This window comes from Virgibacillus sp. W0430 (assembly GCF_051846935.1).
In the GTDB taxonomy this organism is placed as follows: Bacteria; Bacillota; Bacilli; order Bacillales; family Amphibacillaceae; genus JBPYCR01.
In genome coordinates this window covers 24,475-49,486 of sequence record NZ_JBPYCS010000020.1, presented here as the reverse complement: position 1 = coordinate 49,486, position 25,012 = coordinate 24,475, and the positions used below count along the sequence as shown (strand labels likewise).

General features: G+C 37.7%; 22 protein-coding genes, 14 tRNA genes and 1 rRNA gene. 28 read left to right on the top strand and 9 right to left on the bottom strand.

The window, feature by feature from the left end:
• The 15 genes from ACLIBH_RS10810 to ACLIBH_RS10740 all read left to right on the top strand — a co-directional run.
• Positions 1-95 (top strand): 23S ribosomal RNA (locus ACLIBH_RS10810); the annotation flags it as partial.
• A 162-nt stretch (positions 96-257) separates the two neighbouring features.
• Positions 258-332 (top strand) — tRNA-Asn (locus ACLIBH_RS10805).
• Between the two features lies 1 nt (position 333).
• Positions 334-426: transfer RNA gene (locus tag ACLIBH_RS10800), tRNA-Ser, on the top strand.
• Between the two features lie 9 nt (positions 427-435).
• Positions 436-510 (top strand) — tRNA-Glu (locus tag ACLIBH_RS10795).
• Positions 511-546: 36 nt separating this feature from the next.
• Positions 547-622, top strand: a tRNA-Val gene (locus ACLIBH_RS10790).
• A gap of 17 nt (positions 623-639) precedes the next feature.
• Positions 640-716, top strand: a tRNA-Met gene (locus tag ACLIBH_RS10785).
• 39 nt (positions 717-755) lie between these two features.
• Positions 756-832: transfer RNA gene (locus ACLIBH_RS10780), tRNA-Asp, on the top strand.
• Between the two features lie 2 nt (positions 833-834).
• Positions 835-907 (top strand) — tRNA-Phe (locus tag ACLIBH_RS10775).
• A gap of 16 nt (positions 908-923) precedes the next feature.
• A tRNA-Tyr gene (locus tag ACLIBH_RS10770) sits at positions 924-1,008 on the top strand.
• A 12-nt stretch (positions 1,009-1,020) separates the two neighbouring features.
• Positions 1,021-1,094 (top strand) — tRNA-Trp (locus ACLIBH_RS10765).
• A 19-nt stretch (positions 1,095-1,113) separates the two neighbouring features.
• A tRNA-His gene (locus tag ACLIBH_RS10760) sits at positions 1,114-1,189 on the top strand.
• 21 nt (positions 1,190-1,210) lie between these two features.
• Positions 1,211-1,285: transfer RNA gene (locus ACLIBH_RS10755), tRNA-Gln, on the top strand.
• A gap of 5 nt (positions 1,286-1,290) precedes the next feature.
• Positions 1,291-1,362 (top strand) — tRNA-Gly (locus ACLIBH_RS10750).
• 12 nt (positions 1,363-1,374) lie between these two features.
• A tRNA-Cys gene (locus ACLIBH_RS10745) sits at positions 1,375-1,448 on the top strand.
• A 93-nt stretch (positions 1,449-1,541) separates the two neighbouring features.
• A tRNA-Leu gene (locus ACLIBH_RS10740) sits at positions 1,542-1,625 on the top strand.
• 516 nt (positions 1,626-2,141) lie between these two features.
• On the opposite strand, the gene ACLIBH_RS10735 is transcribed toward ACLIBH_RS10740, so the two are convergent.
• Both ACLIBH_RS10735 and ACLIBH_RS10730 read right to left on the bottom strand, forming a co-directional pair.
• The gene (locus tag ACLIBH_RS10735; protein WP_439316711.1) at positions 2,142-2,309 is read right to left on the bottom strand and encodes a hypothetical protein; all 168 of its coding nucleotides are present in this window, start codon (positions 2,307-2,309) and stop codon (positions 2,142-2,144) included.
• 161 nt (positions 2,310-2,470) lie between these two features.
• Complete coding sequence (locus ACLIBH_RS10730; RefSeq protein WP_439316710.1) at positions 2,471-3,589, bottom strand: NAD(P)/FAD-dependent oxidoreductase; 1,119 nt, start codon at positions 3,587-3,589, stop codon at positions 2,471-2,473.
• Between the two features lie 754 nt (positions 3,590-4,343).
• On the opposite strand from ACLIBH_RS10730, the gene ACLIBH_RS10725 reads away from it, so the two are divergent.
• The 8 genes from ACLIBH_RS10725 (at position 4,344) to ACLIBH_RS10690 (ending at position 12,446) form a co-directional block, all read left to right on the top strand.
• Positions 4,344-4,910: a hypothetical protein gene (locus tag ACLIBH_RS10725; protein WP_439316709.1), complete on the top strand. Its 567-nt coding sequence runs from the start codon at positions 4,344-4,346 to the stop codon at positions 4,908-4,910.
• Positions 4,911-5,048: 138 nt separating this feature from the next.
• Positions 5,049-5,978 (top strand): manganese-dependent inorganic pyrophosphatase, encoded by a 930-nt coding sequence (locus ACLIBH_RS10720; protein ID WP_439316714.1) that lies wholly within the window; start codon positions 5,049-5,051, stop codon positions 5,976-5,978.
• Between the two features lie 164 nt (positions 5,979-6,142).
• Positions 6,143-6,418, top strand: coding sequence for a DUF485 domain-containing protein (locus ACLIBH_RS10715; protein ID WP_439316708.1), 276 nt, complete (start codon positions 6,143-6,145; stop codon positions 6,416-6,418).
• The gene (locus ACLIBH_RS10710; RefSeq protein ID WP_439316707.1) at positions 6,415-7,959 is read left to right on the top strand and encodes a solute symporter family protein; all 1,545 of its coding nucleotides are present in this window, start codon (positions 6,415-6,417) and stop codon (positions 7,957-7,959) included. Before ACLIBH_RS10715 ends, ACLIBH_RS10710 begins: the two co-directional genes overlap by 4 nt.
• Positions 7,956-9,719, top strand: a complete 1,764-nt coding sequence (locus tag ACLIBH_RS10705) for a LytS/YhcK type 5TM receptor domain-containing protein (RefSeq protein ID WP_439316706.1) — start codon at positions 7,956-7,958, stop codon at positions 9,717-9,719. Before ACLIBH_RS10710 ends, ACLIBH_RS10705 begins: the two co-directional genes overlap by 4 nt.
• Entirely contained in the window at positions 9,716-10,456 is a 741-nt protein-coding gene (locus ACLIBH_RS10700) for a LytR/AlgR family response regulator transcription factor (protein ID WP_439316705.1), read from the top strand. Before ACLIBH_RS10705 ends, ACLIBH_RS10700 begins: the two co-directional genes overlap by 4 nt.
• 144 nt (positions 10,457-10,600) lie before the next feature.
• On the top strand, positions 10,601-10,912 hold the full coding sequence (locus tag ACLIBH_RS10695; protein WP_439316704.1) for a DUF485 domain-containing protein: 312 nt from the start codon (positions 10,601-10,603) through the stop codon (positions 10,910-10,912).
• 4 nt (positions 10,913-10,916) lie between these two features.
• Positions 10,917-12,446, top strand: coding sequence for a solute symporter family protein (locus ACLIBH_RS10690; RefSeq protein WP_439316703.1), 1,530 nt, complete (start codon positions 10,917-10,919; stop codon positions 12,444-12,446).
• 166 nt (positions 12,447-12,612) lie between these two features.
• Here the strand turns inward: ACLIBH_RS10690 and ACLIBH_RS10685 are convergent, their stop codons facing one another.
• Together ACLIBH_RS10685 and ACLIBH_RS10680 are read right to left on the bottom strand one after the other, a co-directional pair.
• On the bottom strand, positions 12,613-12,810 hold the full coding sequence (locus tag ACLIBH_RS10685; protein WP_439316702.1) for a YjzC family protein: 198 nt from the start codon (positions 12,808-12,810) through the stop codon (positions 12,613-12,615).
• Between the two features lie 356 nt (positions 12,811-13,166).
• Positions 13,167-14,906 (bottom strand): SulP family inorganic anion transporter, encoded by a 1,740-nt coding sequence (locus ACLIBH_RS10680; protein ID WP_439316701.1) that lies wholly within the window; start codon positions 14,904-14,906, stop codon positions 13,167-13,169.
• Positions 14,907-15,531: 625 nt separating this feature from the next.
• Between ACLIBH_RS10680 and ACLIBH_RS10675 the strand changes: the two genes are divergently transcribed.
• From ACLIBH_RS10675 to ACLIBH_RS10665, 3 genes are all read left to right on the top strand, one after another.
• Positions 15,532-15,711 (top strand): hypothetical protein, encoded by a 180-nt coding sequence (locus tag ACLIBH_RS10675; RefSeq protein ID WP_439316700.1) that lies wholly within the window; start codon positions 15,532-15,534, stop codon positions 15,709-15,711.
• A 70-nt stretch (positions 15,712-15,781) separates the two neighbouring features.
• Positions 15,782-16,561: a TatD family hydrolase gene (locus ACLIBH_RS10670; protein WP_439316699.1), complete on the top strand. Its 780-nt coding sequence runs from the start codon at positions 15,782-15,784 to the stop codon at positions 16,559-16,561.
• 37 nt (positions 16,562-16,598) lie between these two features.
• The gene (locus tag ACLIBH_RS10665) at positions 16,599-17,138 is read left to right on the top strand and encodes a hydrolase (protein WP_439316698.1); all 540 of its coding nucleotides are present in this window, start codon (positions 16,599-16,601) and stop codon (positions 17,136-17,138) included.
• 176 nt (positions 17,139-17,314) lie between these two features.
• Here ACLIBH_RS10665 and ACLIBH_RS10660 read toward each other — a convergent pair whose 3' ends face one another.
• Genes ACLIBH_RS10660 through ACLIBH_RS10650 form a run of 3 tightly spaced genes read right to left on the bottom strand, consistent with a single transcriptional unit; the run spans position 17,315 to position 19,191 of the window.
• Positions 17,315-18,529: an NAD(P)/FAD-dependent oxidoreductase gene (locus ACLIBH_RS10660; protein WP_439316713.1), complete on the bottom strand. Its 1,215-nt coding sequence runs from the start codon at positions 18,527-18,529 to the stop codon at positions 17,315-17,317.
• Positions 18,522-18,923, bottom strand: a complete 402-nt coding sequence (locus ACLIBH_RS10655; protein ID WP_439316697.1) for a (2Fe-2S)-binding protein — start codon at positions 18,921-18,923, stop codon at positions 18,522-18,524. Before ACLIBH_RS10655 ends, ACLIBH_RS10660 begins: the two co-directional genes overlap by 8 nt.
• On the bottom strand, positions 18,913-19,191 hold the full coding sequence (locus ACLIBH_RS10650; protein ID WP_439316712.1) for a (2Fe-2S)-binding protein: 279 nt from the start codon (positions 19,189-19,191) through the stop codon (positions 18,913-18,915). The genes ACLIBH_RS10655 and ACLIBH_RS10650 overlap by 11 nt, the downstream gene beginning before the upstream one ends.
• 750 nt (positions 19,192-19,941) lie before the next feature.
• On the opposite strand from ACLIBH_RS10650, the gene ACLIBH_RS10645 reads away from it, so the two are divergent.
• Both ACLIBH_RS10645 and ACLIBH_RS10640 read left to right on the top strand, forming a co-directional pair.
• Positions 19,942-21,120 carry an NAD(P)/FAD-dependent oxidoreductase gene (locus tag ACLIBH_RS10645; RefSeq protein WP_439316696.1) on the top strand — a complete coding sequence of 393 codons (1,179 nt, stop codon included), beginning with the start codon at positions 19,942-19,944 and terminating at the stop codon, positions 21,118-21,120.
• 266 nt (positions 21,121-21,386) lie between these two features.
• The gene (locus ACLIBH_RS10640) at positions 21,387-22,451 is read left to right on the top strand and encodes a YkvI family membrane protein (RefSeq protein WP_439316695.1); all 1,065 of its coding nucleotides are present in this window, start codon (positions 21,387-21,389) and stop codon (positions 22,449-22,451) included.
• Positions 22,452-22,524: 73 nt separating this feature from the next.
• Here ACLIBH_RS10640 and ACLIBH_RS10635 read toward each other — a convergent pair whose 3' ends face one another.
• Together ACLIBH_RS10635 and ACLIBH_RS10630 are read right to left on the bottom strand one after the other, a co-directional pair.
• The gene (locus tag ACLIBH_RS10635; RefSeq protein WP_439316694.1) at positions 22,525-23,979 is read right to left on the bottom strand and encodes an alkaline phosphatase family protein; all 1,455 of its coding nucleotides are present in this window, start codon (positions 23,977-23,979) and stop codon (positions 22,525-22,527) included.
• A 440-nt stretch (positions 23,980-24,419) separates the two neighbouring features.
• Positions 24,420-24,578: a hypothetical protein gene (locus tag ACLIBH_RS10630; protein ID WP_439316693.1), complete on the bottom strand. Its 159-nt coding sequence runs from the start codon at positions 24,576-24,578 to the stop codon at positions 24,420-24,422.
• Positions 24,579-25,012: the final 434 nt, after the last annotated feature.

Genomic DNA, 25,012 nt, shown 5'->3' with positions numbered 1-25,012 from the left:
AAGATCCCTCAGAGACGATGAGGTTGATAGGTCCGAGGTGGAAGCGTGGTGACACGTGAAGCTGACGGATACTAATAGATCGAGGACTTAACTAACTATTTTTGGCTGATGATGCCCATTGATGAAATAATTCTTGTTTAGTTTTCAAGGTATGAACGACTATATGCCAAATAAAACTTGATTTTTTTAGAAAAACAATTATAATAGAGATTGTCGCTAAAAAAAACAGCTCTTGATCTTTTAAAGCATAAGCATATTCCACAGTAGCTCAGTGGTAGAGCAATCGGCTGTTAACCGATCGGTCGTAGGTTCGAATCCTACCTGTGGAGCCATGGAGAGCTGTCCGAGTTGGTCGAAGGAGCACGATTGGAAATCGTGTAGGCCGGTAACACGGTCTCGAGGGTTCAAATCCCTCGCTCTCCGCCAGATTATTATGGCCCGTTGGTCAAGCGGTTAAGACACCGCCCTTTCACGGCGGTAACACGGGTTCGAATCCCGTACGGGTCACCAAATTATTTTCTTATAGAAACACTTATTTATTATAGTGGAGGATTAGCTCAGCTGGGAGAGCACTTGCCTTACAAGCAAGGGGTCGCAGGTTCGAGCCCTGCATCCTCCACCATTACTAACTTATCATATCGCGGGGTGGAGCAGTCTGGCAGCTCGTTGGGCTCATAACCCAAAGGTCGCAAGTTCAAATCTTGCCCCCGCAACCAATTTAATTAATTCACTTTTTATTATCTATTATTTAAAACGGTCCGGTAGTTCAGTTGGTTAGAATGCCAGCCTGTCACGCTGGAGGTCGCGGGTTCGAGTCCCGTCCGGATCGCCATTGGCTCGATAGCTCAGTCGGTAGAGCAAAGGACTGAAAATCCTTGTGTCGGCGGTTCGATTCCGTCTCGAGCCACCTTTTATTTAGCTTTGGAGGGGTAGCGAAGTGGCTAAACGCGGCGGACTGTAAATCCGCTCCCAACGGGTTCGGCAGTTCGAATCTGCCCCCCTCCACCATTTATAACTAATAGGGGTATAGTTTAATGGTAAAACGAAGGTCTCCAAAACCTTTGATGTGGGTTCGATTCCTACTACCCCTGCCATAAAAAATACAGTTAAATGGCGGTCGTGGCGAAGTGGTTAACGCACCGGATTGTGGCTCCGGCATGCGTGGGTTCAAATCCCACCGGTCGCCCCATTTTATATTTTCGTATAGCTTTGGGCTATAGCCAAGCGGTAAGGCAACGGGTTTTGGTCCCGTCATTCCTAGGTTCGAATCCTAGTAGCCCAGCCAATTATGCGGAAGTAGTTCAGTGGTAGAACACCACCTTGCCAAGGTGGGGGTCGCGGGTTCGAATCCCGTCTTCCGCTTTATATGTATAAGGCGGCATAGCCAAGTGGTAAGGCAGAGGTCTGCAAAACCTTTATCACCGGTTCAAATCCGGTTGCCGCCTCCAAAGTTTTACATTAGTTAATTATTTAAATGTAACATAGATAACTATGAAATTTAGTGCAAATATTATATAAAAGTCTATCTTGCTTTTAAACATGCCAGTGTGGCGGAATAGGCAGACGCGCCAGACTCAAAATCTGGTTCCTTCACGGGAGTGCCGGTTCGACCCCGGCCACTGGTATCGGAACAAATTGTATACAGTAGTGTATTAAGACGTTTAGACGGTTATTTAACAGCCGTTTAAGCGGCTTTTTCTGTTTACAAGGTCTTATACTTAAGGCTCTATATTGAGGCTCTATATTGAATGTGGTGGTCTCCCTTACTGTATCGTGGGTTGAAGCTAACCTAAAAAATAAGGCGAAAAAATACACCCTTATTCTCTTTTTTGGTACCTTTAAATTGCGACATCAAAAGGAATGGAGAGAATATGTATGCAAAAGGATTTAATCACACGTGTATAAATAAAATTTTAAATTACGTAAATGTATGTACGTATAATATCTTGAAATTGCTTGCTAGTATCTTTATTTTAAGACAATGAGAAGTTACTATGCAAGAAAAAAAAAGTAATATGATATTTATTGATATTGCGATAACAAAAGGCTGAAACCTTAAATTAAACTTAAGGTTTCAGCCATATTAGGGAATATTATTTTCAATCAATTAATTACGTCAATTCAGTATGCGTGCTGTGAAATTATATTAACGATAGTTGGTATTTTAAATGAACTGTTAGCAAATTATTTGCACCTTTTGCTCGATCGACGTCAAATTCGTTAAACATATATTGTAATAAAAACCAAGCTAAACCTAGGACAGCGATTGTAACTAAAATAATTAAGAATACGATCATCTTGCCTTTCATTAATAAACCCCTTTCAATAAATTATAGACGATAGTAAAAATTTATTTAAATAAATAGTCGAATAAGATTATAAAAAGAATGAACATATCCTATTGATACGTAGAGAAAGAAAACAGTAAGTATAAAAGCTAAATAATCTGTCCCTCTTTATATGGATAGTATTAGTTTTTCATTGTTTTTTCTACGCTATATTCGTTCAGATCTATATCTAATGTTTTGTTTAAAACGAGATTCGCTAGTTGTGATCCTACAAAAGGGCCGGTAGTAAGTCCTGAAGCTCCTAGGCCATTTGCAACTAGTAAATTTTCTATTCCAGGAATCGCCCCAATAATTGGGATAGAGTTTTGAGTGAAAGGTCGAAAGCCGACTCTTGTTTCTAAAATAGTGGCTTGTGCTAAACCTGGCATAATTTCTAATGCTTTAGAAAGCACTTCATGTACACCACCTGCTGTTATACGCTTGTCGAAGCCAGCTTTTTTTTCGTGTGTCGCTCCGACAACGATTCGATTCGAGTCTAACGCTAAGAAATACTGGTTATTTGGTGGCATGACGACAGGCCATTTACTCGTATCGGTATTCGGAAGCTCTAAGTGAATAATTTGAGCCTTCTGTGGATAAATAAGTACGTTTACTCCTATTGGTTGAAGTAATTCCTTCATCCAGGCACCTGTAGCAGCAATGACAGTATCTGCCTCCATTACGCTTTTATTAAAGCGTACTCCATTGATCTTTTTATTTTCATATAGAAGTTCTGCATTCCCTGTATAAAAAAGGGCACCGTGCTTTGTTGCACCATTGATTAGAGCATTCCTTAATGCTCGTCCATCTACCCGTGCACCACCACTAACATAAATGGAATGATATTCGGCTTCAGCTAATGGAAATCGTTCTTTCGTATCGTTCGGTTGAAGAACGTGAATCGTACCAATTTCAGGGGCATCTTTTTGACGCTCTATTATCCGTTCTTTAGCGGCACATAGTTTGTCTTCATTTGTAAAAAGTCGTAGTGCTCCTACTTTTTTATAACCTGTATGCTCTTCTCCGTCGCTTTTAAGCTCCGAAATAAGCTCTGGGTATAATTTAGCACCACTCTTAGCAAGGTGATACCATGCTTTGTTTTTGCGTTGCGCGAACCATGGACTTATAATCCCAGCTGCAGCATTCGTTGCTTGTCCAGATTCTTCTCTATCAATTACATGTACTTCCATTCCCGCTTTGGCTAGTCTATATGCAGCGGTAGCGCCTACAATTCCCGATCCAATAATAATTATTTTTTTCATAAGTTTTATTCAAATCCTTACGTTCACCTTTTATTGTTCAAGCATAATTGTAACACGAATTAAAAAAGGCGGGAAATATATTCGCCTAGCTATTAACGGGATACATTAGATTTACTAGGAATATTGGAATAAATCTCAAGTAAATTAGACGATGGAAAGTGTACGTAAACGGATTAATATATTATATAATGCTGATTGTATATAGATATTATTATTATGGTTTTTAAATGAATGAATTTTATAATTCCAAACGCTTACAGGGCAAGGGTTTGGAAACTTAAAAAAGGAAGCACCTACCCAAATCCTATATAATGGTAGTTTGACTACAAACCATAGACTGGAGGGACACTCCCTATGACCATTACACATTAAACAAAGTTCGTTACAGAACAGGTAAACGAGCAAAACTTCATTTTGATATCACCTTAATGTACAATGCATCTAAATTAGCAGTTGATCCAATTCATACAGCATTCAACCAAGAAACAGAGGTTGTATATGCAGGAAAAGCAACAGCCGAAAATCCATTTTAAAAGCTTTGGGACAACCTTTTAAAATTAGTTGAGGCGTTGCCTGTGGAAAGCGGAGTGGTTCCGGATGGAATACAGCAGACACCAATCTCGCTTTAAGTGGATTTTAAAATTCTGTTCTTTTGTGATTTTTTAAAAATGACAATTATGAAATTGAGTCAAATGAATGGGTAGCTCTTATAAATAATTAAACAAACATAAATTTTAAAATGGGGGGTTTTTTAGTGAGTAAAGGGAGAAAATTAATGTTTGGCTGGTTCGGTTGGAGTATGATTTCTGTACTATTTATAGTTAGCATTGGAGCGACAATGCTTTTCACGAACTTATTCGGTATGAGCATTTTTACTAATCCTGTAGAAATGGATAGAAGCACTCATAAAAAGGAAGCAGAAGAAATATCAGCGGAAATGGATACCCTTGTACAAAAAACTAGGGAAACTGTTGGAGAGGAATACAAAGAGATAGGTACATTTATTTCTAGAATGCATACTTTCTATAATGAAACGACTGGATACGGTGCTATTCAATCCTTAGACTGGAACGAGCAGCGACAATTTGCAAAAGATATCGTTCATTATATAGATGAGATATTGCCTTCAATGGACAATGAAAAACTACGCAAGGATCTTGAAAAGGTGCGTACACTTGCTCAAAATGCTCAAAAGGAAAGTAGCGTGGAAACCATACGTGAATTACATCGTATGTTTCACGATTTAGATATTGCATTAAATAAATATAGTAATTACGACAAAATATGGGATGTAACAGAAACGCTAAAAATGAATCCGTAATAACTTATTTGTAGATGCACGCCATTATTTAATAAGCATACATAGAGGGCTTTTAAGCTATGTAAAATACTACTTTTAGATGTAAAGGTATGTTAATCTAATAAGTAGATTACATAAAGATTGTAAGGAGAGTACATAATTATGAAGACATTAATTTTTGGTCATAAAAATCCAGATACGGACTCTATTTGTTCCGCATTAGCTTATGCATATTTAAAAGAAAAATTAGGCCATACTGTTGAACCTGTTCGCTTAGGTGCAGTTAATAAAGAAACCCAATTTGCATTAGATTATTTTGATGTAGCTGCACCGCGCTTAATTGAAAAAATTGATGCTGATGTAGATTCGGTTATTTTAGTAGATCATAATGAATTTCAGCAAAGTGCGGATAACATTACAGATGTACGTATTATTGAAGTAATAGATCATCACCGAATTGCTAATTTTGAAACGAAAGATCCTTTATATTTTCGAGCAGAGCCTGTCGGATGCACTGCAACAATTTTAAATAAAATGTATAAAGAAAATGATGTACAACCTTCACGAGCGGTTGCAGGATTATTATTGTCAGCAATCATCTCGGATTCCTTATTATTAAAATCACCTACATGTACAGAAGAAGACATACGAGCTGCACATGAACTAGCAGAAATCGCTGCAGTTGATTTAAAAGAGTATGGTTTAGAAATGTTAAAGGCAGGGACAGATTTAAGCGATAAGTCAATTAATGACTTATTAACGATGGATGCAAAGGCATTTACAATGGGGAAAGCGCATGTAGAAATAGCCCAAGTAAATGCAATTGATATTAATCAGGTTTATGAGGATCAAGAAGAATTAGAGGAAGCGATACAAAACCGAATAGCTGATGAGAATCTTGATCTGTTTTTATTCGTAGTAACCGATATTTTAAATAATGATTCAGAAGTTCTTGCATTAGGTAATTCAATATCAAATGTTGAAAAAGCGTTTGACGTGCAGTTAACAAATGGACGTGCATTGCTTAAAGGAGTAGTTTCTCGTAAAAAGCAAATTGTTACTAAATTGACAGAAGTTTTTACAAATTAACAAGTCTAAAAAAGCCGAACAGCGATTTCGTTTAATTGAACGCTTCTTGTTCGGCTTTTTAGCATATTTATTTATGGACGGAATCGATTCAGAGTGCGTAACGTCAAAATAGAATATTAAAGCAGTAAAACTAGATAAATAGATACATAGTGCGGGGGGATAGAATGAACAATCTTTTCCAGCAATTTAGACAAGAGAAAAAGAAGGTTAATATTATCGCTATTTTTATACTTCTATTTTTTTATTGTTCTTTACCTACTGTATTAACTTTATTCCCCGTTACAATGAATAAAGCATCACCACTATTCGGCATGACATGGAGTTGGTTATATGCCTTTATTCAAATTGGAATGACTTGGATTCTAGGCTCGTTTTACTGGCGTAAAGCAAAGCAATTGGATCGAATAGCTGAGCGTTTACGTAAGGGGATGAATAAATGAATTTTACATATTTTTTATTTTTTATATGTATTGTCGTATGTACGCTTATTATTACATATTGGGCTGCTCGTAGAAGTAAAACGACATTTCAGTTTTATACCGCTGCGGGTAAGTTGACTGGGGTACAAAATGGCATGGCCATTGCTGGCGACTACATTAGCGCTGCTTCTTTTTTAGGTATTATTGGAGCGATAGCGATTAATGGCTATGATGGATTTCTTTATTCAATTGGATTTCTCGTTTCGTATTTAGTCGTCTTGTTTTTTGTTGCAGAGCCTGTCCATCATTTAGGGAAGTATTCGTTAGGCGATGTCATATGTGCACGGTTCCCTCGTAATAATATACGATTAATTATGGCTTTAGGTGCATTTATCATTTCAATATTATACATGATTCCACAGCTTGTAGCTTCTGGTTTGCTCATTCGTTTATTATTAAATATTGATTATTCTACATCCGTCATGGTTATAGGAAGTTTAATGACTGTATATGTTGTATTTGGTGGCATGATTGCCACATCTTGGGTGCAAATTGTGAAAACTGTTTTGTTAATGTCGGGAACATTTTTGCTATCTCTTATTGTTTTTTCCCGTTTTCAATGGAACATACCTGCATTAATTACGAGTGTAAAGCAGGGAACCCCTTTGGGGGATCAGTTTTTTTTACCAGGACACTTACTAAATAACCCATTTGAAATGTTTTCTTTATATTTAGCTTTAATTTTAGGTACTGCCGGTCTGCCACACATTTTAATACGCTTTTTCACTGTTAAAAACGCTACAGAAGTTCGGAAGTCGGTTTTGACAGCAAGCTGGATTATAGGTGTTTTTTATATAATGACTTTAGTGCTTGGATTAGGAACTGTTGCATTAATTGGTTTCGACCAATTAATGATGACAGACTCCACAGGAAATTTAGCTGCACCATTGTTGGCTAAAGAGCTTGGTGGCGACTTTTTACTTGCGTTTATTTCAGCAATTGCCTTTACAACCGTTGTAGCAGTTGTCGCAGGCTTAGTTATTTCAGCAACTACAGCCTTTTCTCATGATATTTATCACCATATACTAAAAAAGAAGCAGACAACGGAAAAAGAACAGCTGCGTGCAGCTCAGTGGACGGCATTTGGTATTGGCTTAATTTCTACTTTATTTGCTCTCGGTTTAAAAAATATAAATGTTACGTTTCTTGTATCACTAACCTTTATCGTAGCTGCCTCTAGTAATTTGCCTGTGTTGTTGTTAACAATCTATTGGAAGCGCTTTAATGAATGGGGAGCTATTATTGGTATGACGAGCGGTTTGCTTGCGTCCTTACTCTTACTCGTTTTTGGGCCGCATATTATGAACCCAGAAGGTGGCTGGATTGCAAAGGACCCTGTATTTATGTTGTATAACCCTGGTATTATTGCAATTCCTGTAGGTTTTATCGGTGCAATTCTCGGTTCGCTTTTAACGAAGCCATCAGAAGAAAGTATTCAAGCATTTGAACGTTTTTACTTAAAAGCTCATACCGGAGCAACTACGAGGAGAGAAAACCTTTGAAGTATTTAACAATGATTTTATTTGAGAGAATAGGGTTGTTGCTTGTATTTGCTTTTGTATTGACGCGTATTAAAGGATTTCGTTCGTTGCTGTATCGTGAACATAGTATTAAAATGTCTATTATTCACATATGTATGTTTGGCTTGTTTGGGATTGCGAGTTCAATTGCTGGCATTGTAATTGACGGAGAGGTAGTAATAACACATCAGCTCGTTTGGTCTATTGCAGATGATCAAATGGTCGTCAGCTTGAGCTTAGTTGCCATCGTTATTGCGGGGTTATTGGGCGGTCCTATCGTCGGGCTAGGTGCCGGGATGATTGCCGGTGTTCACCTCTTTTTTCTTGGAGGTATTGGTTGGTTTGCTAACATGCTTGTAAATCCAATTACTGGCTTGTTGACTGGTTTAACTGCGCGCTTTTTTTCAAAGGAACGGGTTATTTCCCCGATTCAGGCGTTATTTATTGGTGTATTTCCTCCTATATTACAAATGCAAATGCTATTAATTTTATATCCGCAAGAGCCTGGAACGATAAATGTTGTGAATACAATCGGCTTGCCTCTCGTCTTATCTAATAGCATTGCGATAGCTATTTTTACAGCAATGATTGGCATCGTATTGAAAGAACAAGAAAATGAAGCAGCTTTAGCGACAAGACAAGCATTAACGATTGCAGAAGAAGCGCTGCCTTTTCTAAGAAAGCAGGATCAGCAAGAGCGAGCGGAGGGACTAGCCAATTTATTGTATGACCGATTAAAGATTGCTGCTGTTTCGGTTACGAATGGAAAGAGAATTTTAGCACATAAAGGACTTGGAGACGATCATCATTGTAGTCAAACAGAGATTACTACTCCTTTATCAAAGGAAGCGCTTCATACGAACGAGATGAAGGTTGCATATTTACGTTCTGAAATACAATGTACGCATCCAAACTGTCCTTTGGAAGCAGCGATTATTATACCGATAACAGAGGCGAATGATACGGCTGGATTAATTCAGTTTTACTTTCGTAAGGCGCAGCATATTCGCCCAGTTGAGCTTGTACTTGCAGAAGGGTTAGGTCAGTTAATTTCCAATCAATTAAATATAATAGCGAACGAAAATTTAAAAGCACATATACGTGATACAGAGCTTCGCAATTTGCAGGCACAAATTAATCCGCATTTTTTGTTTAATACATTGCATTTAATTGCAACATTGTTCCGCATCGATCCGAAGCGTGCACGTCATATAACGGTTCAATTAGCTAATTATATGCGATTTAATCTCGGACTCGTTTCAAATGCATTAATTCATTTAGAAAAAGAATGCACGCACGTAAATGCATATATAGAAATTGTCCAGGCCCGTTTTGCAAGTAGACTGAAAATAAATTTCTATAAGGAGAAAAATATTCCTGAAGTGTTCATTCCGCCATCGACCATTCAGCCACTCGTTGAAAATAGTATTCAGCATGGATTGCAAAATGTAGTAAGCGGAGGAGAGGTTGAAGTAAAAATAAAAAAGGTAGATCATTACATTAAAATAATCGTACGAGATAATGGCAGTGGTTTTCCAGAAGATATATTGGACCGTGTTGGAAATGAGACATTAACCGATATAAAAGACGGTGGGAATGGTCTGTATAACGTGAATCAACGGCTTATTAGCTTGCTTGGGCAGCAAGCACAATTAGAGATTACTAACTTGTCCCCAAAAGGAAGCGAAATTTCGTTTCATATTCCTTATAATGTTCCAGTGAAAAGGAGAGTGCCTTTATGAGTATTCAAGTTATGATTGCAGAAGACGAGCATTTGGCACGTGAGGAGCTTATTTATTTGTTAAAACAAGAGGAGGATTTAGAGCTGTGTCCAAGTGCTGAAACGGGAGAACAGTTATTAGAGTTATACTTCAATTATGAACCAGATGTTATTTTTTTAGATGTGGAAATGCCTGGAATGTCTGGAATTGAAGCTGCGAAGCGAATTACTGAATTAGCAAAGGAACACCCGCTATTTATATTTTCGACAGCATATGACGCATACGCTATGGATGCTTTTGAAGTAGAAGCGGTTGACTATTTATTAAAACCATACGATCATACTCGGTTCCAACAGATGATGGATCGATTGAAAAAGCGGTTAAAAGCAAAAGAAAGTAACGAACATGTAGATTTGTCGATGCCGAATTCCAAATTGTTAATTGATGATGGAGATCGCATGATTGTTTTAGCTCCTGAATCGATATATTATGCCGTTCCTTCAAAACGAATGCTCGAAATTCATACAGAAAATAATGTTTTTGAAAGTAAAATGACATTGCAGGAGTTGGAAGCAAAATTAAAAGGGTATTCATTTTTTAGAACACATCGAAGCTATCTTGTAAATTTAAATCATGTTTTAGAAATTACTCCTTGGTTTAACGGTGCGTGTAATGTCAAATTGAAGGATAAAAAAAGAACAACGGTCCCTGTTAGTCGTTCAGCAAGAAAGGCATTGTTTGAAATATTTGGGAGTTAGCAATTCACTATGTTTTACTTGCTGCTCATCCATGAAATTGGACATTTCAACCATATTTTATGACGACGATTACCTCCTCGTTTATACTACGTAGTAAGCGTTTTCATTCACGCTTATTTTAATACATTGGGAGGTAATGTTATCGTGGTCGATTTTAAAAAGATAGAGAAATCAACCGAATTTCAAAACCTTAAACGGTCCAAAAACTTGTTTATTTGGCCTATAACAGCAATTTTCTTCTGCTATTATTTAGCTTTTCCTTTAATGGCAGGGTACGCAAAACCACTTATGGTAAAGTTCGTATTCGGTAATTTGACGTTCGGATATTTATACGGTCTTACTTTCTACTTCGTCGCTTGGGCTTTAGCTGGTATTTATGTTGTAAAGGCAAAGAAGTTTGACAAGCAAGCAGATGAAATTATTGAAAAATATGGCGAAGAGAAGGAAGGAGCATAAAAGTATGACGATCGTTGATTTATTTGGGATCGCACTTTTTGTTGCAATTGTAGGATTAACGATGTATGTAACGTATATTGCGTCGAAACGAACGAAAGGAACATCCGACTTTTATGCGGCTGGACGATCTTTAACAGGGATGCAAAATGGATTTGCACTTGCAGGAGATTATTTAAGTGCGGCATCGTTTTTAGGGATAGCTGGTTTAGTTGCTCTGCATGGCTATGATGGGTTTATGTATGCTGTTGGCTGGTTAATGGGGTATGTAATCGTCCTTTTTATCGTTGCCGAACCGTTTCGGAATTCGGGGAAATATACCTTGGCAGATGTATTGTCCTACCGATTAAGGCAACGACCAGTTCGAAGTGCTGCAGCAGTTGTTACGTTAGCCGTCACGATTTTTTATATGGTTGCGCAATTAGTTGGTGCAGGAGCTATTATCCACTTACTCGTAGGTTTGCCATATGAATTAGCAATTGTTATCGTTGGTATTTTAATGATTATTTATGTTTCTTTAGGTGGTATGTTAGCGACGAGCTGGGTACAAATAATTAAAGCTGTATTACTAATGGCGGCTATGATCGTTATGATCCTTTTCATCGCCGTTATATTTAAATTTAATTTATCTGCGCTTTTTGGAGATGTTATTGATAAAAATGGTGTAGAATTTTTACGGCCAGGTAGGCTGTACAGTAACCCAATAGATTTATTTTCACTTGGAATGGCACTTATTTTAGGAACAGCTGGATTACCGCACGTATTGGTTCGTTTTTATACTGTTCCAACTGCACAGGCTGCACGTAAATCAGTTATTTGGGCAATGGGCTTAATTGGTGTATTTTACATTATGATTTCGATGATCGGTTATGCAGCTGCTTCCCTTGTTGGCGGCGAGGCGATCTCTGCAGTTGATGGTGGAGGGAACATGGCAGCACCGTTGCTCGCGGAATATTTAGGTGGTGGAGCTGGAACAATTGGTGGAGAAATGTTTATGGCAGCAATTTCAGCAGTTGCGTTTGCAACAATTGTAGCAGTTGTTGCCGGACTTGTCATTACAGGTGCTGGAGCGTTCGCCCATGATATTTATACGAATGTAATTAAAAAAGGAGAAGTAGATAGTAAACAACAATTTAAAGTAGCCCGTCTTACTTCGCTTGTTATTGGTGTTCTATCTGTTGTATTTGGAATTCTTGCAAAGGATTTAAACGTGGCGTACCTAGTTGTCCTAGCATTTTGTGTTGGTGCAAGCGCAAATTTACCAACGATTATATTTTCTTTATATTGGAGAAGGTTTAATACAACGGGAGCCGTTGCGAGTATGTTAATTGGAACGATAGCTTCTGTAGGATTGGTTGTAATTGGACCGAACGTAATGGGAGATAATGCAATTTTCCCATTGGCCAATCCAGGAATCATTAGTATACCTGCAGGGTTTTTATCTGCAATTATATTCACGATTTTTAGTAAGCCAGAAAAACAAGAAGCTTATGCAGAGATGACCGTCAGAGCAAACACTGGAATATCTGCCGAATAATTATTTACTCAAATTCTGTACTAAATTTTAAGAACAGAAGCAAAAAAGTGATCGGATTATACAAAAAGCAACTGCTTCAATAAATTTATGAGCAGTTGCTTTTTGTAATCGAATTTGTACATTTGGTTTCTGGAGTTGCATGACTAATAGTTGCTATATATTTCGCTTATTGTGGATGTGGATTCGTTTGCTTTCGTTTGTTTTGCCAGACACGATCCTGATTTGTCGTTTCTGGAAATTTGTCTCCAGCCTTTAGTTCTACTTGCTTCGGTTCAGAAACATTGCTGCCTGTTTCCCCTATCTCTACGTATACGCCATTGTTAGGCGCCTTTTCACCCGGACGAAACTGACTGATTTCACCCATATAATATACCCCTTTCTATTATAGTACTCGGAAAAATTGTTCGGAAATAATGCACTTTATCTTGTAAGCAAAATGAACTCACTTTTTTCATACAAAGTCCGAATACTCTTTTGGTACTATTATTGTGGCGTTAAATTGACAATTTATGTTTGAAAATATGAAGTTATTTGATAGGAGCACTTTTAATAAACATGTATACTAAATGTGCGACTCACAAGCAGCCTGCGATTAGAATGTTGTGAATGCATTGCATGAACGATGCTTCACTTGTACTTAGCATCACTAATAGTGATGGTGTAAAAAACATGCTCATATTTGCCAAAGACTCTTAAATGAAGCCGTTTATCATAATGATTTCATGTGTTTTTGTTTGCTTCTACTTGCACCGGCTTATCGTTTATTTTCCGAAAAACTTGGCACGTCGTGTGGCCACTTTTCGAGCAAAAGGAACAATTGCTAACATTAATTAAATGTAAAGCATAATCAATGGCATCTGCAGTATGGTCAAAAAAATGATTTGCTCCTATCTTGTTGTACAATCCGGTTTTTTTCAACATTTTTAATGGTTCCTCATGCAATTCGGCTATTAAAACGACTCCATTTTTGTTCTGAAAGTCTTCGACAAGCGCAGATAGATTCGCTTCACCAGTAATATCAATTAAAGATACGTGACGCATTTTAAGAATTAATAGAGCCGGCCGTTTATTTATGGAGCGAGTAATCATCGTTTCAAAACGATCGGCTGCACCGAAAAACAGAGGACCGTGAACGGTATAGCTCGCAATCTTTGGACAGCGATAATCTGTAACGCCATTTTGTGTTTTATTATGGACAAACTTATCGGGTATTATATTTTCCACTTCGACTAAACCACTAATCCGTTTAATAAAAGAAAGCATTGCCAAAAGCAGGCCAATTGGAACTGCGACTGTTAAATTCACAAAAACTGTTAATAAAAAAGTAGTAACAAGAACGAGGGAGTCGCCTGTCCTTAACTTTAATATATGCCAAAATGATTTATACTCACTCATATTAAAAGCAACGACCATTAAGATTGGTGCCATACTTGCTAAAGGAATATGAGAGGCAAACGGAGCGAATAACAGTAATGTAAACAAAACAAATAAGCTTTGAAATATACCGGAAAAGGGACTTACTGCACCGCTTTTAATGTTTGTCGCTGTTCGAGCAATTGCGCCAGTTGCAGGAATTCCTCCGAAAAATGGCGTTACAATATTAGCAAGCCCTTGGCCAAACAGCTCTCGGTTAGAACGGTGCTGCTTTCCAGTCATTCCATCAGCAACAACAGCAGATAATAACGATTCAATTCCTCCAAGCATGGCAATTACGAAAGCAGGTTGCCATAAATAAATTAGTTTTTCCCACGTCAATGCTGGAATTTGGATGGAGGGGAGTGATTGCGAAATACCACCAAACGCTGTTCCAATCGTTGCTACCTTCTCTGGAAAGAAAAGTATGGATAAAATGGTAGGAATGATTAGCGCTACAAGCAGAACTGGGATTTTCGGAAAAACCTTTGGTACATATATAATAATTAAAAGTCCTGTAACAGCGATAAGTAGACTGTACATATTTAACGTTGGGAAGTTAGTTATAATTTGCAACATGTTTTGATGAAAATACTCTTTTTTCTCTACACCGGATAGTCCAAAGAAGTTTTCCAACTGGCCAGAGAAAATAATGACAGCAATTCCAGATGTAAAACCGATTGTTACAGATCTTGGAATAAACTTGATTAAGTTCCCTACTTTAAAGAAACTCATTAAAATAAGCATAATCCCTGCCAAAAAACCTGCAATAAGTAAGTCCTCATAACCGTATTGCAATACAATAGCGAGTAATATTGGGATAAATGCGCCTGTTGGTCCAGCAATTTGAAAGCGAGAGCCACCAAATAAAGCGACAAGCAGTCCAGCGATAATTGTTGTATATAATCCGTACTCTGGTTTTACTCCAGATGCAATAGCAAAGGCCATTCCTAACGGTATTGCAACAACACCTACTGTAATACCTGCTACGAAATCATTTTTTACATCTGCCTTGGATAATCCTCGGAAGCGCTTATCTGTAAACAACGTTGCAATCCCCCTTATAATTTGACCCACGGTTAAACCGCAGTTACCTGTAAAACCGGTTAAATTTTAACAGGTTGTGGCAACTGCGGGGCAAATAACATTTACTTATATACTTTTTTGTTTTCACATTATATATATTATACCATAAAAAAATGAAATGGACGGAATTGTGCTAAGTGAGATTGAGTTAGTATTTGTGGGTGTTATTTTAAGAAGTTAAAAACCTCTCTTTGTATTCGTTAATTTTAGTATTGATTCCTACCGACCGCAGTAGATATACACTACGCTTTCCGTGCTCAAGGAAAGCATCCACCTGCAGTGAAAATCAACGGTGTTATTCGTGTGTATATCGTTCGAAGTAAAATTGATCACATATTATCTAGTTAGATTCGTGCATCTGTTCCCCCACAAACATTTTACTCATACGCTAAGTGAGAAGGTACATACAAAATCTGAAACCTCCCTTTAGTAATTACCTTGCATATTGTATATTTTTTCATCAACTGATGTTCTCAATGCATTGAAAAAACAACGGAAAAGATTTACAATGATCAGAAGAATGCCTTAACAAATACGGTTCATTTTATCTAAAAGAACTCGGAAGACATGTTTAACATAAGGAGAGATGAAAACTTTGGCCTCTTTTGCACCAGTAGGATTAATTACGAGTATATTATTTATTGCCTTGCTGTTTTTTGTTGCTTATCTTATCATTCAAGCGGCTGTTAGAAATGGAATTGACAACTCCGAATTAGGAAAGCAATTAAAACAAAAAATGAATACTGATCAGCACGAACATAAATGATTAAAAGAAAACAATCTCAAATAAACAAATATATTGGAAATAAAAATTTCGATAAAACGGAGATAGATGAATGCTTAACCCAGTGATTGATGCTCATATTCATTTGGCTGCTTACAATGAAAAAGAGCAACTCCGAATTACGGAACAGCTAAAAGAGTATCAGATCGATGCTCTTATTACTGTTTCGAATGATTTGAATTCCGCATACACGAATAGAAAGCTTGCGCGATCGAACGCCAAGATAAAGCCTGCTTATGGATTTCATCCGGAACAACCACTGCCTAGTGATGCACATTTAACACAGCTGTTTGACTTTATTGACAGTGAACATCATGCGATGACAGCTATTGGGGAAGTCGGGCTCCCATACTATTTAAAAAATGACAACAAAAGCTTGCGTTTGGAGCCTTATATTGAACTACTAGAACTATTTGTGCTGCAAGCCGTCCGTTTTGATAAACCAATTGTGCTTCACGCTGTGTATGACGACGCACCGATTGTCTGTGATCTGCTAGAAAAGCATTCGGTTCAAAAAGCGCACTTTCACTGGTTTAAAGGAGACGAGCGTTCGATTGAGCGAATAATAAAAAACAATTACTACGTCTCCATTACCCCCGACATTCTATATAAACAAAGAACGCGAGAGTTAGTTCGCCAATTCCCTCTAACAAGGCTGATGGTTGAAACAGACGGTCCGTGGCCTTTTGAAGGTTTGTTTAAAAATAAATTAACCCATCCTAAAATGGTACATGAAGTTATTAAGGAAATTGCTCTAATAAAAAGTATGAATGTGGCTGAGGTTTATCACACAATCTATGAAAATACAAACCAATTTTATAATTTGGCGTGACAACTTAATGTTCAAAAAGAAAAGGGAAGGTGATTGCATGTTAAAAAGAGATCAAACGGTTTTTGTTTTAATCGATGTTCAAGGTAAGTTGGCTCGTATTATGCATGAAAGTGAAACATTGCTCGGAAAATTAGGTACACTCATCCAAGGATTGCGCAAGCTTAATATTCCAATTATTTGGCTGGAACAATATCCTAAAGGCTTAGGGCCAACTGCAGATGAAATTAAACAATATTTATCCGATCTTGAACCAATCTCAAAAATGACTTTTAGTGCGTGTAAAAATGAGGAGTTTCAAGAAGTGTTTCATGCGCTTGGGAGGCATCAAGTACTTGTTGCAGGAATCGAATCACATATATGTGTATACCAAACGGCGAAGGATTTAAAGGAACAAGGGCATGAAGTCCAAATTGTTAAAGACGCGATATCCTCGCGCACGCTAGAAAGTAAAGAGTTAGGGATTGAAAAAATGAAATCGTATGGAATTACGGAAACGAATGTGGAAATGGCATTGTTTGAATTATTGGAGACAGCGGAGCATCCAGAGTTTAAAGCGATTAGTAAATTGATAAAGTAAACACTGTTTAATTTGTACTCTCGTCATGTGTTAAAAAAGACGCATGTGAATTCCTGTTATTCTGTTTGATAAATTGGTTTCACAATGTAAAAGAAGTTCATGTAGATTCATCTTTAAATGAGCTACAGAACTTCTTTTGCAATTATAGGCGCTTTTATTTCAAATTTAGCTAATAGTTAACTAATATTTTTCTTGTTCTGAAAAGCGTCTTCTACTTTAATACGCCCTTCATTAATGTCAGGGTGAAACTGGATGGAGGCCGAATCGCGAACAGACTTAACGTTATCCATTGCTTGTTGCAATACGGTATGCAAATTCTTTTTATCCTGTAAAACATATTGAGCAATTGATAGTCCAGCTACTTTACCTTGCTCGCGTGCTATTTTTGCACTTTCAATTCCAGTGATGTTACCAGCGACAAAGAGCCCATCTATTGGCGTTTCCATTTGCTCATTATGGACGGGAACGTGTCCTCCTAATTCTTCAATATAACGGAATGGACAACCGACAACAGCTGCAAGCTCAGCAAGTGGATAAAGTCCGCCTGCTATGCATACAAAATCAACGTCTATCGTTTCTTCACTATTTGGAATAATTTCACCATCAGGGGTGAGAGAACACATCGTGACTGATTCTACCTTTTCTACCCCGTTTATTTCTACAATCGCTTTTCGGATATGGATCGGCATTCCCCACATTTTCATTCCATTTTTAGGGTAAAACCGAACAGCTAGATTACGAATTAAAGCTGATTTTGCAAATTTACTCCCAAAACGGAGGAAGGCAGAAGGAGCTAAGTGACCTATCCGAGCTAATGCTTCCATTACTTTTTTCGGATTGGCAGCATCTCCAGTTACTGGATTGGAAACGGGTAGGGCCATACTGTGAAGGTTGATCCCAGCAAGCTGAAGCTCACGAGCAATCGCTGCAGACAATACATTTACTCCAGCAATTATCCCTTTATCCCCAACACGAACACGATGCACATTTGTCATTACTTGTGCTGCACCGATCGACATAACGCCAGGAAGTGTCCAACCAGGAAGAGGAGTTGCTACTTCAGCTGCTCCAGTTGCAATTAGAACGGTTGTTGTTTCAAAAAGACCTTTATTTGTATGCACTCGATAGCTAGTATCTACCTTTTCGATATGGTGTACTGAAACGCTGCATCGTATATCTGTCTTTAAACGCTCTGCTTCATTAACGAGCAGTTTTGTTTCTTCAATGCCGTTCCACCATTCTCCGGAAGGCTCTTGATGAAGCTGACCTAATAAACGACCGCCCGGCTTCGGAAATTCATCCAATACGAGAACGTTGAGATCCCAATTTCGGCATGCAATTGCTGCCGAAAGCCCTGCTGGTCCTGCACCGACGATTAAAGCATCATACAAGTCGATCATCCTCCTTCTTACTAGTTGTTTTGTACTCCGCATATGTACGAGGAAGCTCCTCATTTTCTGATGTTTTCTTTAAAGGGGTTGGTTGCCCTTTTCCGCTTTCAATGATCATTCCTTCTTCAAGCTCTGTTAAGCATGCCCGAATTCCAGAATTGTTATTAATCGTAACTCGGCACTCGAAGCAATGCCCAATATTACAATATATACCGCGTGGTGTTTGTGTTTCTTCATGGACTCGTAATGTTCGAATTCCATTGGCTAACAGAGCAGAGGCGATTGTGTCCCCTCGCTGTCCTTTATAAGTAATACCATCGTATGTAAATGTTATTGGTTCTTTATCTGTTAAATTTCCTAATACAGGATGCTCATAAATTCGATTACTTGTCATTTGTGTACCCTCCTAATACAGACATAGAAATAGGACGAACAGGAGGTTGTACCTTCAAAGGGGGGTGGTTACTCGTAGCTTCTCCTGTTTCCTTCCTTATTACGGTATCAACAATTGGCCGGCAAGTTCTCCCTCCACAGTATCCCATTCCAGCTCGCGTTCTCAGTTTTACTTCTCTAGCAGAGCAATTATATGTACGAACTGTTTGTTTAATATCTTTAATTGATACTTCTTCACAGCGACATACGATTAATTCATCCACAACGATTCTCCTCGTATAGTATATTTAGGCATTAATCTTAGCCTATTTATTCTAATTCATTTTTGAGTTATACCGACTTTATAACTCCATTATCTATCACCACAGGCGGTCGCTTTCTGCGGGCACTGCTTGAGCCTCCTTGCTCGTAAAGAGCGCTCACTGTGGGGGCTTAAGACGCATGCTTTTCCACTGGATTCGCCGCCTGCAATGAAAGATAACTCAGTTTGTGCTCTGATTTGTAAATGAATGACCTGTATCATATTTCAATCATTAGGACACTCCATGATGTTTCTAGATAATGGCCTTAGGATCATTTGGGACAATACTTATTCTCCTTGTTGTCATAACCGCATTAAAAAGACTTTTTCCCAGTGTACGTTTTGACCTTTAAACACATCTTGATACTCGAACCTGGATGTGAGCAGATCCATCGCGACTTCGATACAAGGATCGTACGCATAAAGGAGGCTGCTGATCAGTTTTCACATTTGTTCCAAGATATCTTACTATTTAATTAGCTTTCTCTTGACATATCACCGCAGGGCTTTCTATCAAACAATAAAAGTGTTGAACAATCGCTTTTTTTACCTTAACATAAATAGCGTATATAAAAACAATAAACTTCTATTAAATAGACAAACCTATTCATCATTTTAACATATAATTTTTTAGTGTGGTAGAATGGCTAATGTTATTACATAGAGTAATAGATTAGGTCGTGTAGATATGCATTAGAAAAAAAAGGAGGAGCTAAGAATGACTGCTGAGAAGCATGCAGAAGTTGCTATTATTGGTGGTGGGATTGTTGGCTGCGCCATTGCTTACTATGTTGCAAAGTCAGGAATGGATTGTATGATTATTGAAAAAAATGATCTTGCAAGCGGTACTTCTTCTCGTTGTGATGGAAACATTACAATAGTAGATAAAGATCCAGGATTTGATAGTAAAATGTCTTTAGTTAGCCAAGAGCTAACTGTTGATTTAAATAAAGAATTAGAACTGCCTTTTGAATATCGGGCACATGGCAGTATTTTAGTATGTGATAATGAAGAAGAAATGGAAGCGGCAACAGAATGGGTAAAGATTCAAAATGAGTCAGGATTAAAATTTAACGTGTTGGATCACTTGGATATACGTGAGGAATCTCCTTTTTTTGCCCATGATATTCCAGGAGGATTAGAATGTGAAACGGATTCCTTAATAAATCCGTATCTGTTTTGCTATTCTTTAGTAGAAAAAGCGAAGGAGTATGGGCTAAAGGTACATACAAATGCCGAGGTAACCAATATTTCTAAGCAAGACGATTTCATTATTGAAACTACAGACGGTACGTATACCGCAAAGAAAGTTGTCAATGCTGCTGGTGTTTGGGCGCCATTTATTGGAGAAATGCTAAATGTAGATATTCCGATAAAGCCGAGAAAAGGACACATTCTTGTTGGTGCTAGGCAGGAACCGGTTATGATGCGAAACGTAATGGAATTTGGTTATTTAATGAATAAGTTTGGCCGTGAAAGAAAAGTAGATGCGAGAACGGCTGCCCACGGTGTAGCTTTAGTATTGGAGCCTACGGAAAGCCAAAACTTTTTAATTGGAAGCAGTCGGCAATTTGTAGGCTATGACGGCAGCGTTGATATAAATGTAGTACAAACAATTGCCAATCGTGCTTTACGATTTTTTCCAAAAATGAATGATTTTAATTTAATACGCTCTTATACAGGTCTTAGACCATGGACGGAGGATCATTTGCCAATTATTTCAGCAGTAGAAGAAGTTCCTGGTTTCTTTATTGCGGCAGGCCATGAAGGCGATGGAATTAGTCTAGCTACTGTTACGGGAAAATTAATAGAACAATTGATTCAAGGAGAAAATGAAACAATTATCCCTATTGATCCTGTACGATATGATCGATTTAAAGTAGTTTCCGCTCATTAGGTTGAACAGCAATTAAAAGCGTATTTATCATAGGCTTAATAAAAAACGTACTACCGAGGTGAAATAACCTTTAACAGGAAGCGTACATAAAAACGGGTGAATGTATTAAACTAAAATGAAATAAAAAATATTGGGTATGTGAAATATGTTTGTTCACATCGAGATCTTTTGACTGCTCGAAATTGTATGGTTAAATGTTAAGAATAGGGTGGAGAAAAACATTCTTCCCATCAATTTCCGAACACTCGATTTAAGTGGAGGCAATCATGAAAAAAACATTAAAAATAGGGAGTGCATTTATAGGCATAATTGTTGGAGCGGGCTTTGCTTCTGGTCAAGAAGTACTCCAGTATTTTACAAGCTTCGGTTCGTTAGGTACGTTAGCAGCACTAGTTGCTACAATAATGTTTGCTTATTTAGGCATGACGCTTACTAAAATAGGCAGCATTATAAAAACACGTTCACATAAGGAAGTAATTTATCACATTTGTGGGCGTTATATCGGTATAGTAGTCGATGCGATATTGGTACTTACACTTTTTGGTGTAGGTGTAGTAATGGTTGCTGGAGCAGGCTCCATTTTCGATCAACAGTTCGGACTGCCTGCGTTTATTGGGAGTTTCGTTATGACGGTTTTATTTATATTAACAGCTATGTTAAATGTAGAACGAGTAATAACTGTAATCGGAAGTATAACGCCATTTCTCATATTGTCTATTGTAATTATCGGTGTTTATAGCTTGCTGACGATGGAGCAGTCCTTTACAGCACTAGATCCAATTGCTAAAGCACAGCCTTCATCATTGTCAAATTGGTTTATCTCGGCGATAAATTATGTTTCTTTCAATATCGCTGTAGGAGCCTCGATGGCGCTCGTTATGGGGGGAGCAGAAGAAAATAAAAAGACAGCTGCTTTAGGAGGATTACTTGGAGGGTTAGGGATTGGTGTCTTAATCCTCATTAGCCATTTGGCGATATTTTCAAAAATTGGCATCGTTGCGAACGTTGATATGCCGATTTTAAAAATAGTAGATGGTATATCCCCTATAATTGGAATTATTATGTCAGTTATTTTATTTGGAATGATCTTTAATACAGCTGTTAGTATGTTTTATGCATTTGCAGCTCGCTTTGTAAATATGCAAACAAAAAAAGGAAATATATTTATTGTTGTAACTGGAATTGTAGCATTTGCAGCTAGCTTTGTCGGGTTTACAAATCTCGTTCGTCACTTTTATCCGTTTATCGGTTTCTTAGGTTTATTTCTAGTAGGGGCACTTATATATGCACCGTTTAAACTTGCAAAAACAGAAAAACAATTCATGAGATAAGTGGATAATAGGTATAAACTTAATAATTCGGTCAATACAGCTGCTAGTATTTATGTAGTAGTTACTACAAAGTTCATTGCGTTAATCGCAGTATAAACTCCTTCAGATCAACTATGCGTGCGTGTTTTGGTCGTTCGTCTGTACCTGCAACGATGAGCGGTACGAGCGATTCTTGTTTATGGAGCGAGCCGTGGGCAGCTCCACGTAAATGTAAAGGAGTTAATTGAGCTTGGAGTTCATAGCCAGGCTTAGCGGTTACGACAAGAAACTTCCCTGCATGGGAATGAATCGCACCGTATAATCGTGCGAGTGCATCTGGATATTTTCCGTACGTTAACACGGACTCATTAACATATGTCAAATCAAGTATATTAAAATCCCCCTCTATATGCCATGATTGTTCATACATATCGAAAAACTTTCCTTTTCGTTTAAAAAATAACTCTCCTTGGTGAACACCTGATGCGACGGATACACCGTCGTTCGTTTGCCATGCAATAATATCAATTCTCGGATCTTTCTTCAATCGGTTCACTAATGAACTGGGGGAGATATGTGACTGAAGTAAATAAATATATGCCATGCGCTGATTAACGGAAAATAAAAGCTCGTCTTTTTTTAGTGCAGGACGTTCTAGTTTTGCGATCTTGAAATCTTTAAATATTTTCCTAAGGTCGATTGCAACTTCTTTTCGCTTGTTCCCTGTCGTTGAATGTCCGTTATCACCGATGACCAACCAGATGTTTTGATTAAGGGCAGCTTGCCAGCTAGAATATAAGTTCATTATTTTTTGGATTTCTTGATCGATTTTTATAATCTCTTTTATATCAAGTGGACTTTTAAAATGCAGACGCGTGTCCATATCTTGAAATATACAAAAAGTGAAGGCAGGCAACTTTTTCTTCCGAATTAAATAGCGGAGTTCGCGTGCTACATATGTACGGTTTCCTGCCGCAATTTGAGTTGGAAAGCTACATTTTCTCAGTTTAGAAAATGAACCGAGCGAAAAGGTTGACGGGGTGTGAGCTTCCCATACGCCATTTTTAAAATGAGTAATTGTACGTAGTAGCTTAGGAACGTGAAGACGGTTTGGCGTATTTCCTCGATAGACGAAAGAGTTGATTGATGCTGAAGCTTTTCCACATTTGGCTAAGTCTTCATAAATCGTCGATACATGCTTGCTCAAATGCTCGTTATTTAAACGATAAAGCATAGTATGGGCGGTATGACGAACGCCGATACGAAAAGTTTCTCGAAAGCCTGTCCCATAATTATTTATTTGCTTTGTCATACTGTCAAACCAGTTTAAACCCGGAATGTGATGTTGATCGGCATACGTACCCGTTAATAACGTACTGTCGATTGTAACGGACATCGTTGGGAAAGAGGAAACCAAATGATCGCTATAATATCCATTTTCTATTAGAAATTGTAAAGCTGGCGCTTGACCTGATTGTGCAGCTATTTCTAGGGCGTGTGGCATAAGTGAGTCGATATTTAATAAAATGACCGGCTTTTGTTCGTTCATGAAAATGCTCCTTGTAATCAAAAGTTTACGTATTAGATTATCCTGACGGTGTCAATTTATTCTGAAATCCGTAGCGTTCAATTTGTTTACATAGCTTACTTCTCAGGAAAGTGTTAATATTCGTTTTTAAATCTATATGCTGTGAATTTTAATACGAAATTAAAGGAGGACCTTTTATGTACAAAAGAGTCCCCTTTTTACTGTACTCATTATTCGTTTTTTTAAATTAACGTGTTCAGCATTCAAAACAATGTTGAGCGATATGCTCGTGACTTTGAAAACTCGATAATTGAAGAAAAATAGGCTACATTCCGGAAAGGGTCAATATGTATGAACAATTATATTTAGCGTTTATTGGTACGTATTACGGAATTCATGAACAAACAGCCCGAGAAAAAGCACTACAGAGACTAAATTCTCTAGAAGACTAGCTATGTCACCTAATTTTCTTTTTGTACAAATAAAATAGTTATTTCGCAATCGTATTTACCACGGATGAATTTTCTAGCACTAGCCGGTGTTCTTGCGATGACGGATCGCTGTTTTATTATTCCGTTCATTTCAAACTCAACAATATATCGTTTCGCTCCACAAATCATTAAAATCACCCTTCCTATTACTTTAACTTAAAGGACAGATAAATGAAATTTATCAAATTATAATGTTGATCAACCGTTCATGAACGTATTTAATTTAGTCTTTAAGATCTCGAGAAGTGGAATATAGATGGAATATTGAATTATACGTTAGCATAGGTTGTGGATATCTTCTGGGAATTTTACGTTATGTTGATGAAATAAGCAAAATACAGTTTCATTCGGATTGAGTCAAGTATTTGTGGGTGTTATTTTAAGAAGTTAAAAACCGCTCTTTGTATTCGTTAATTTTAGTATTGCTTCCCACCGACCGCAGTAGATATACACTACGCTTTCCGAAGAGGCTGAAGCCGTGCCCGCGGAAAGCATCCACCTGCAGTGAAAATCAACGGTGTTATTCATGTGTATATCGTTCGAAGTAAAATTGATCACATATT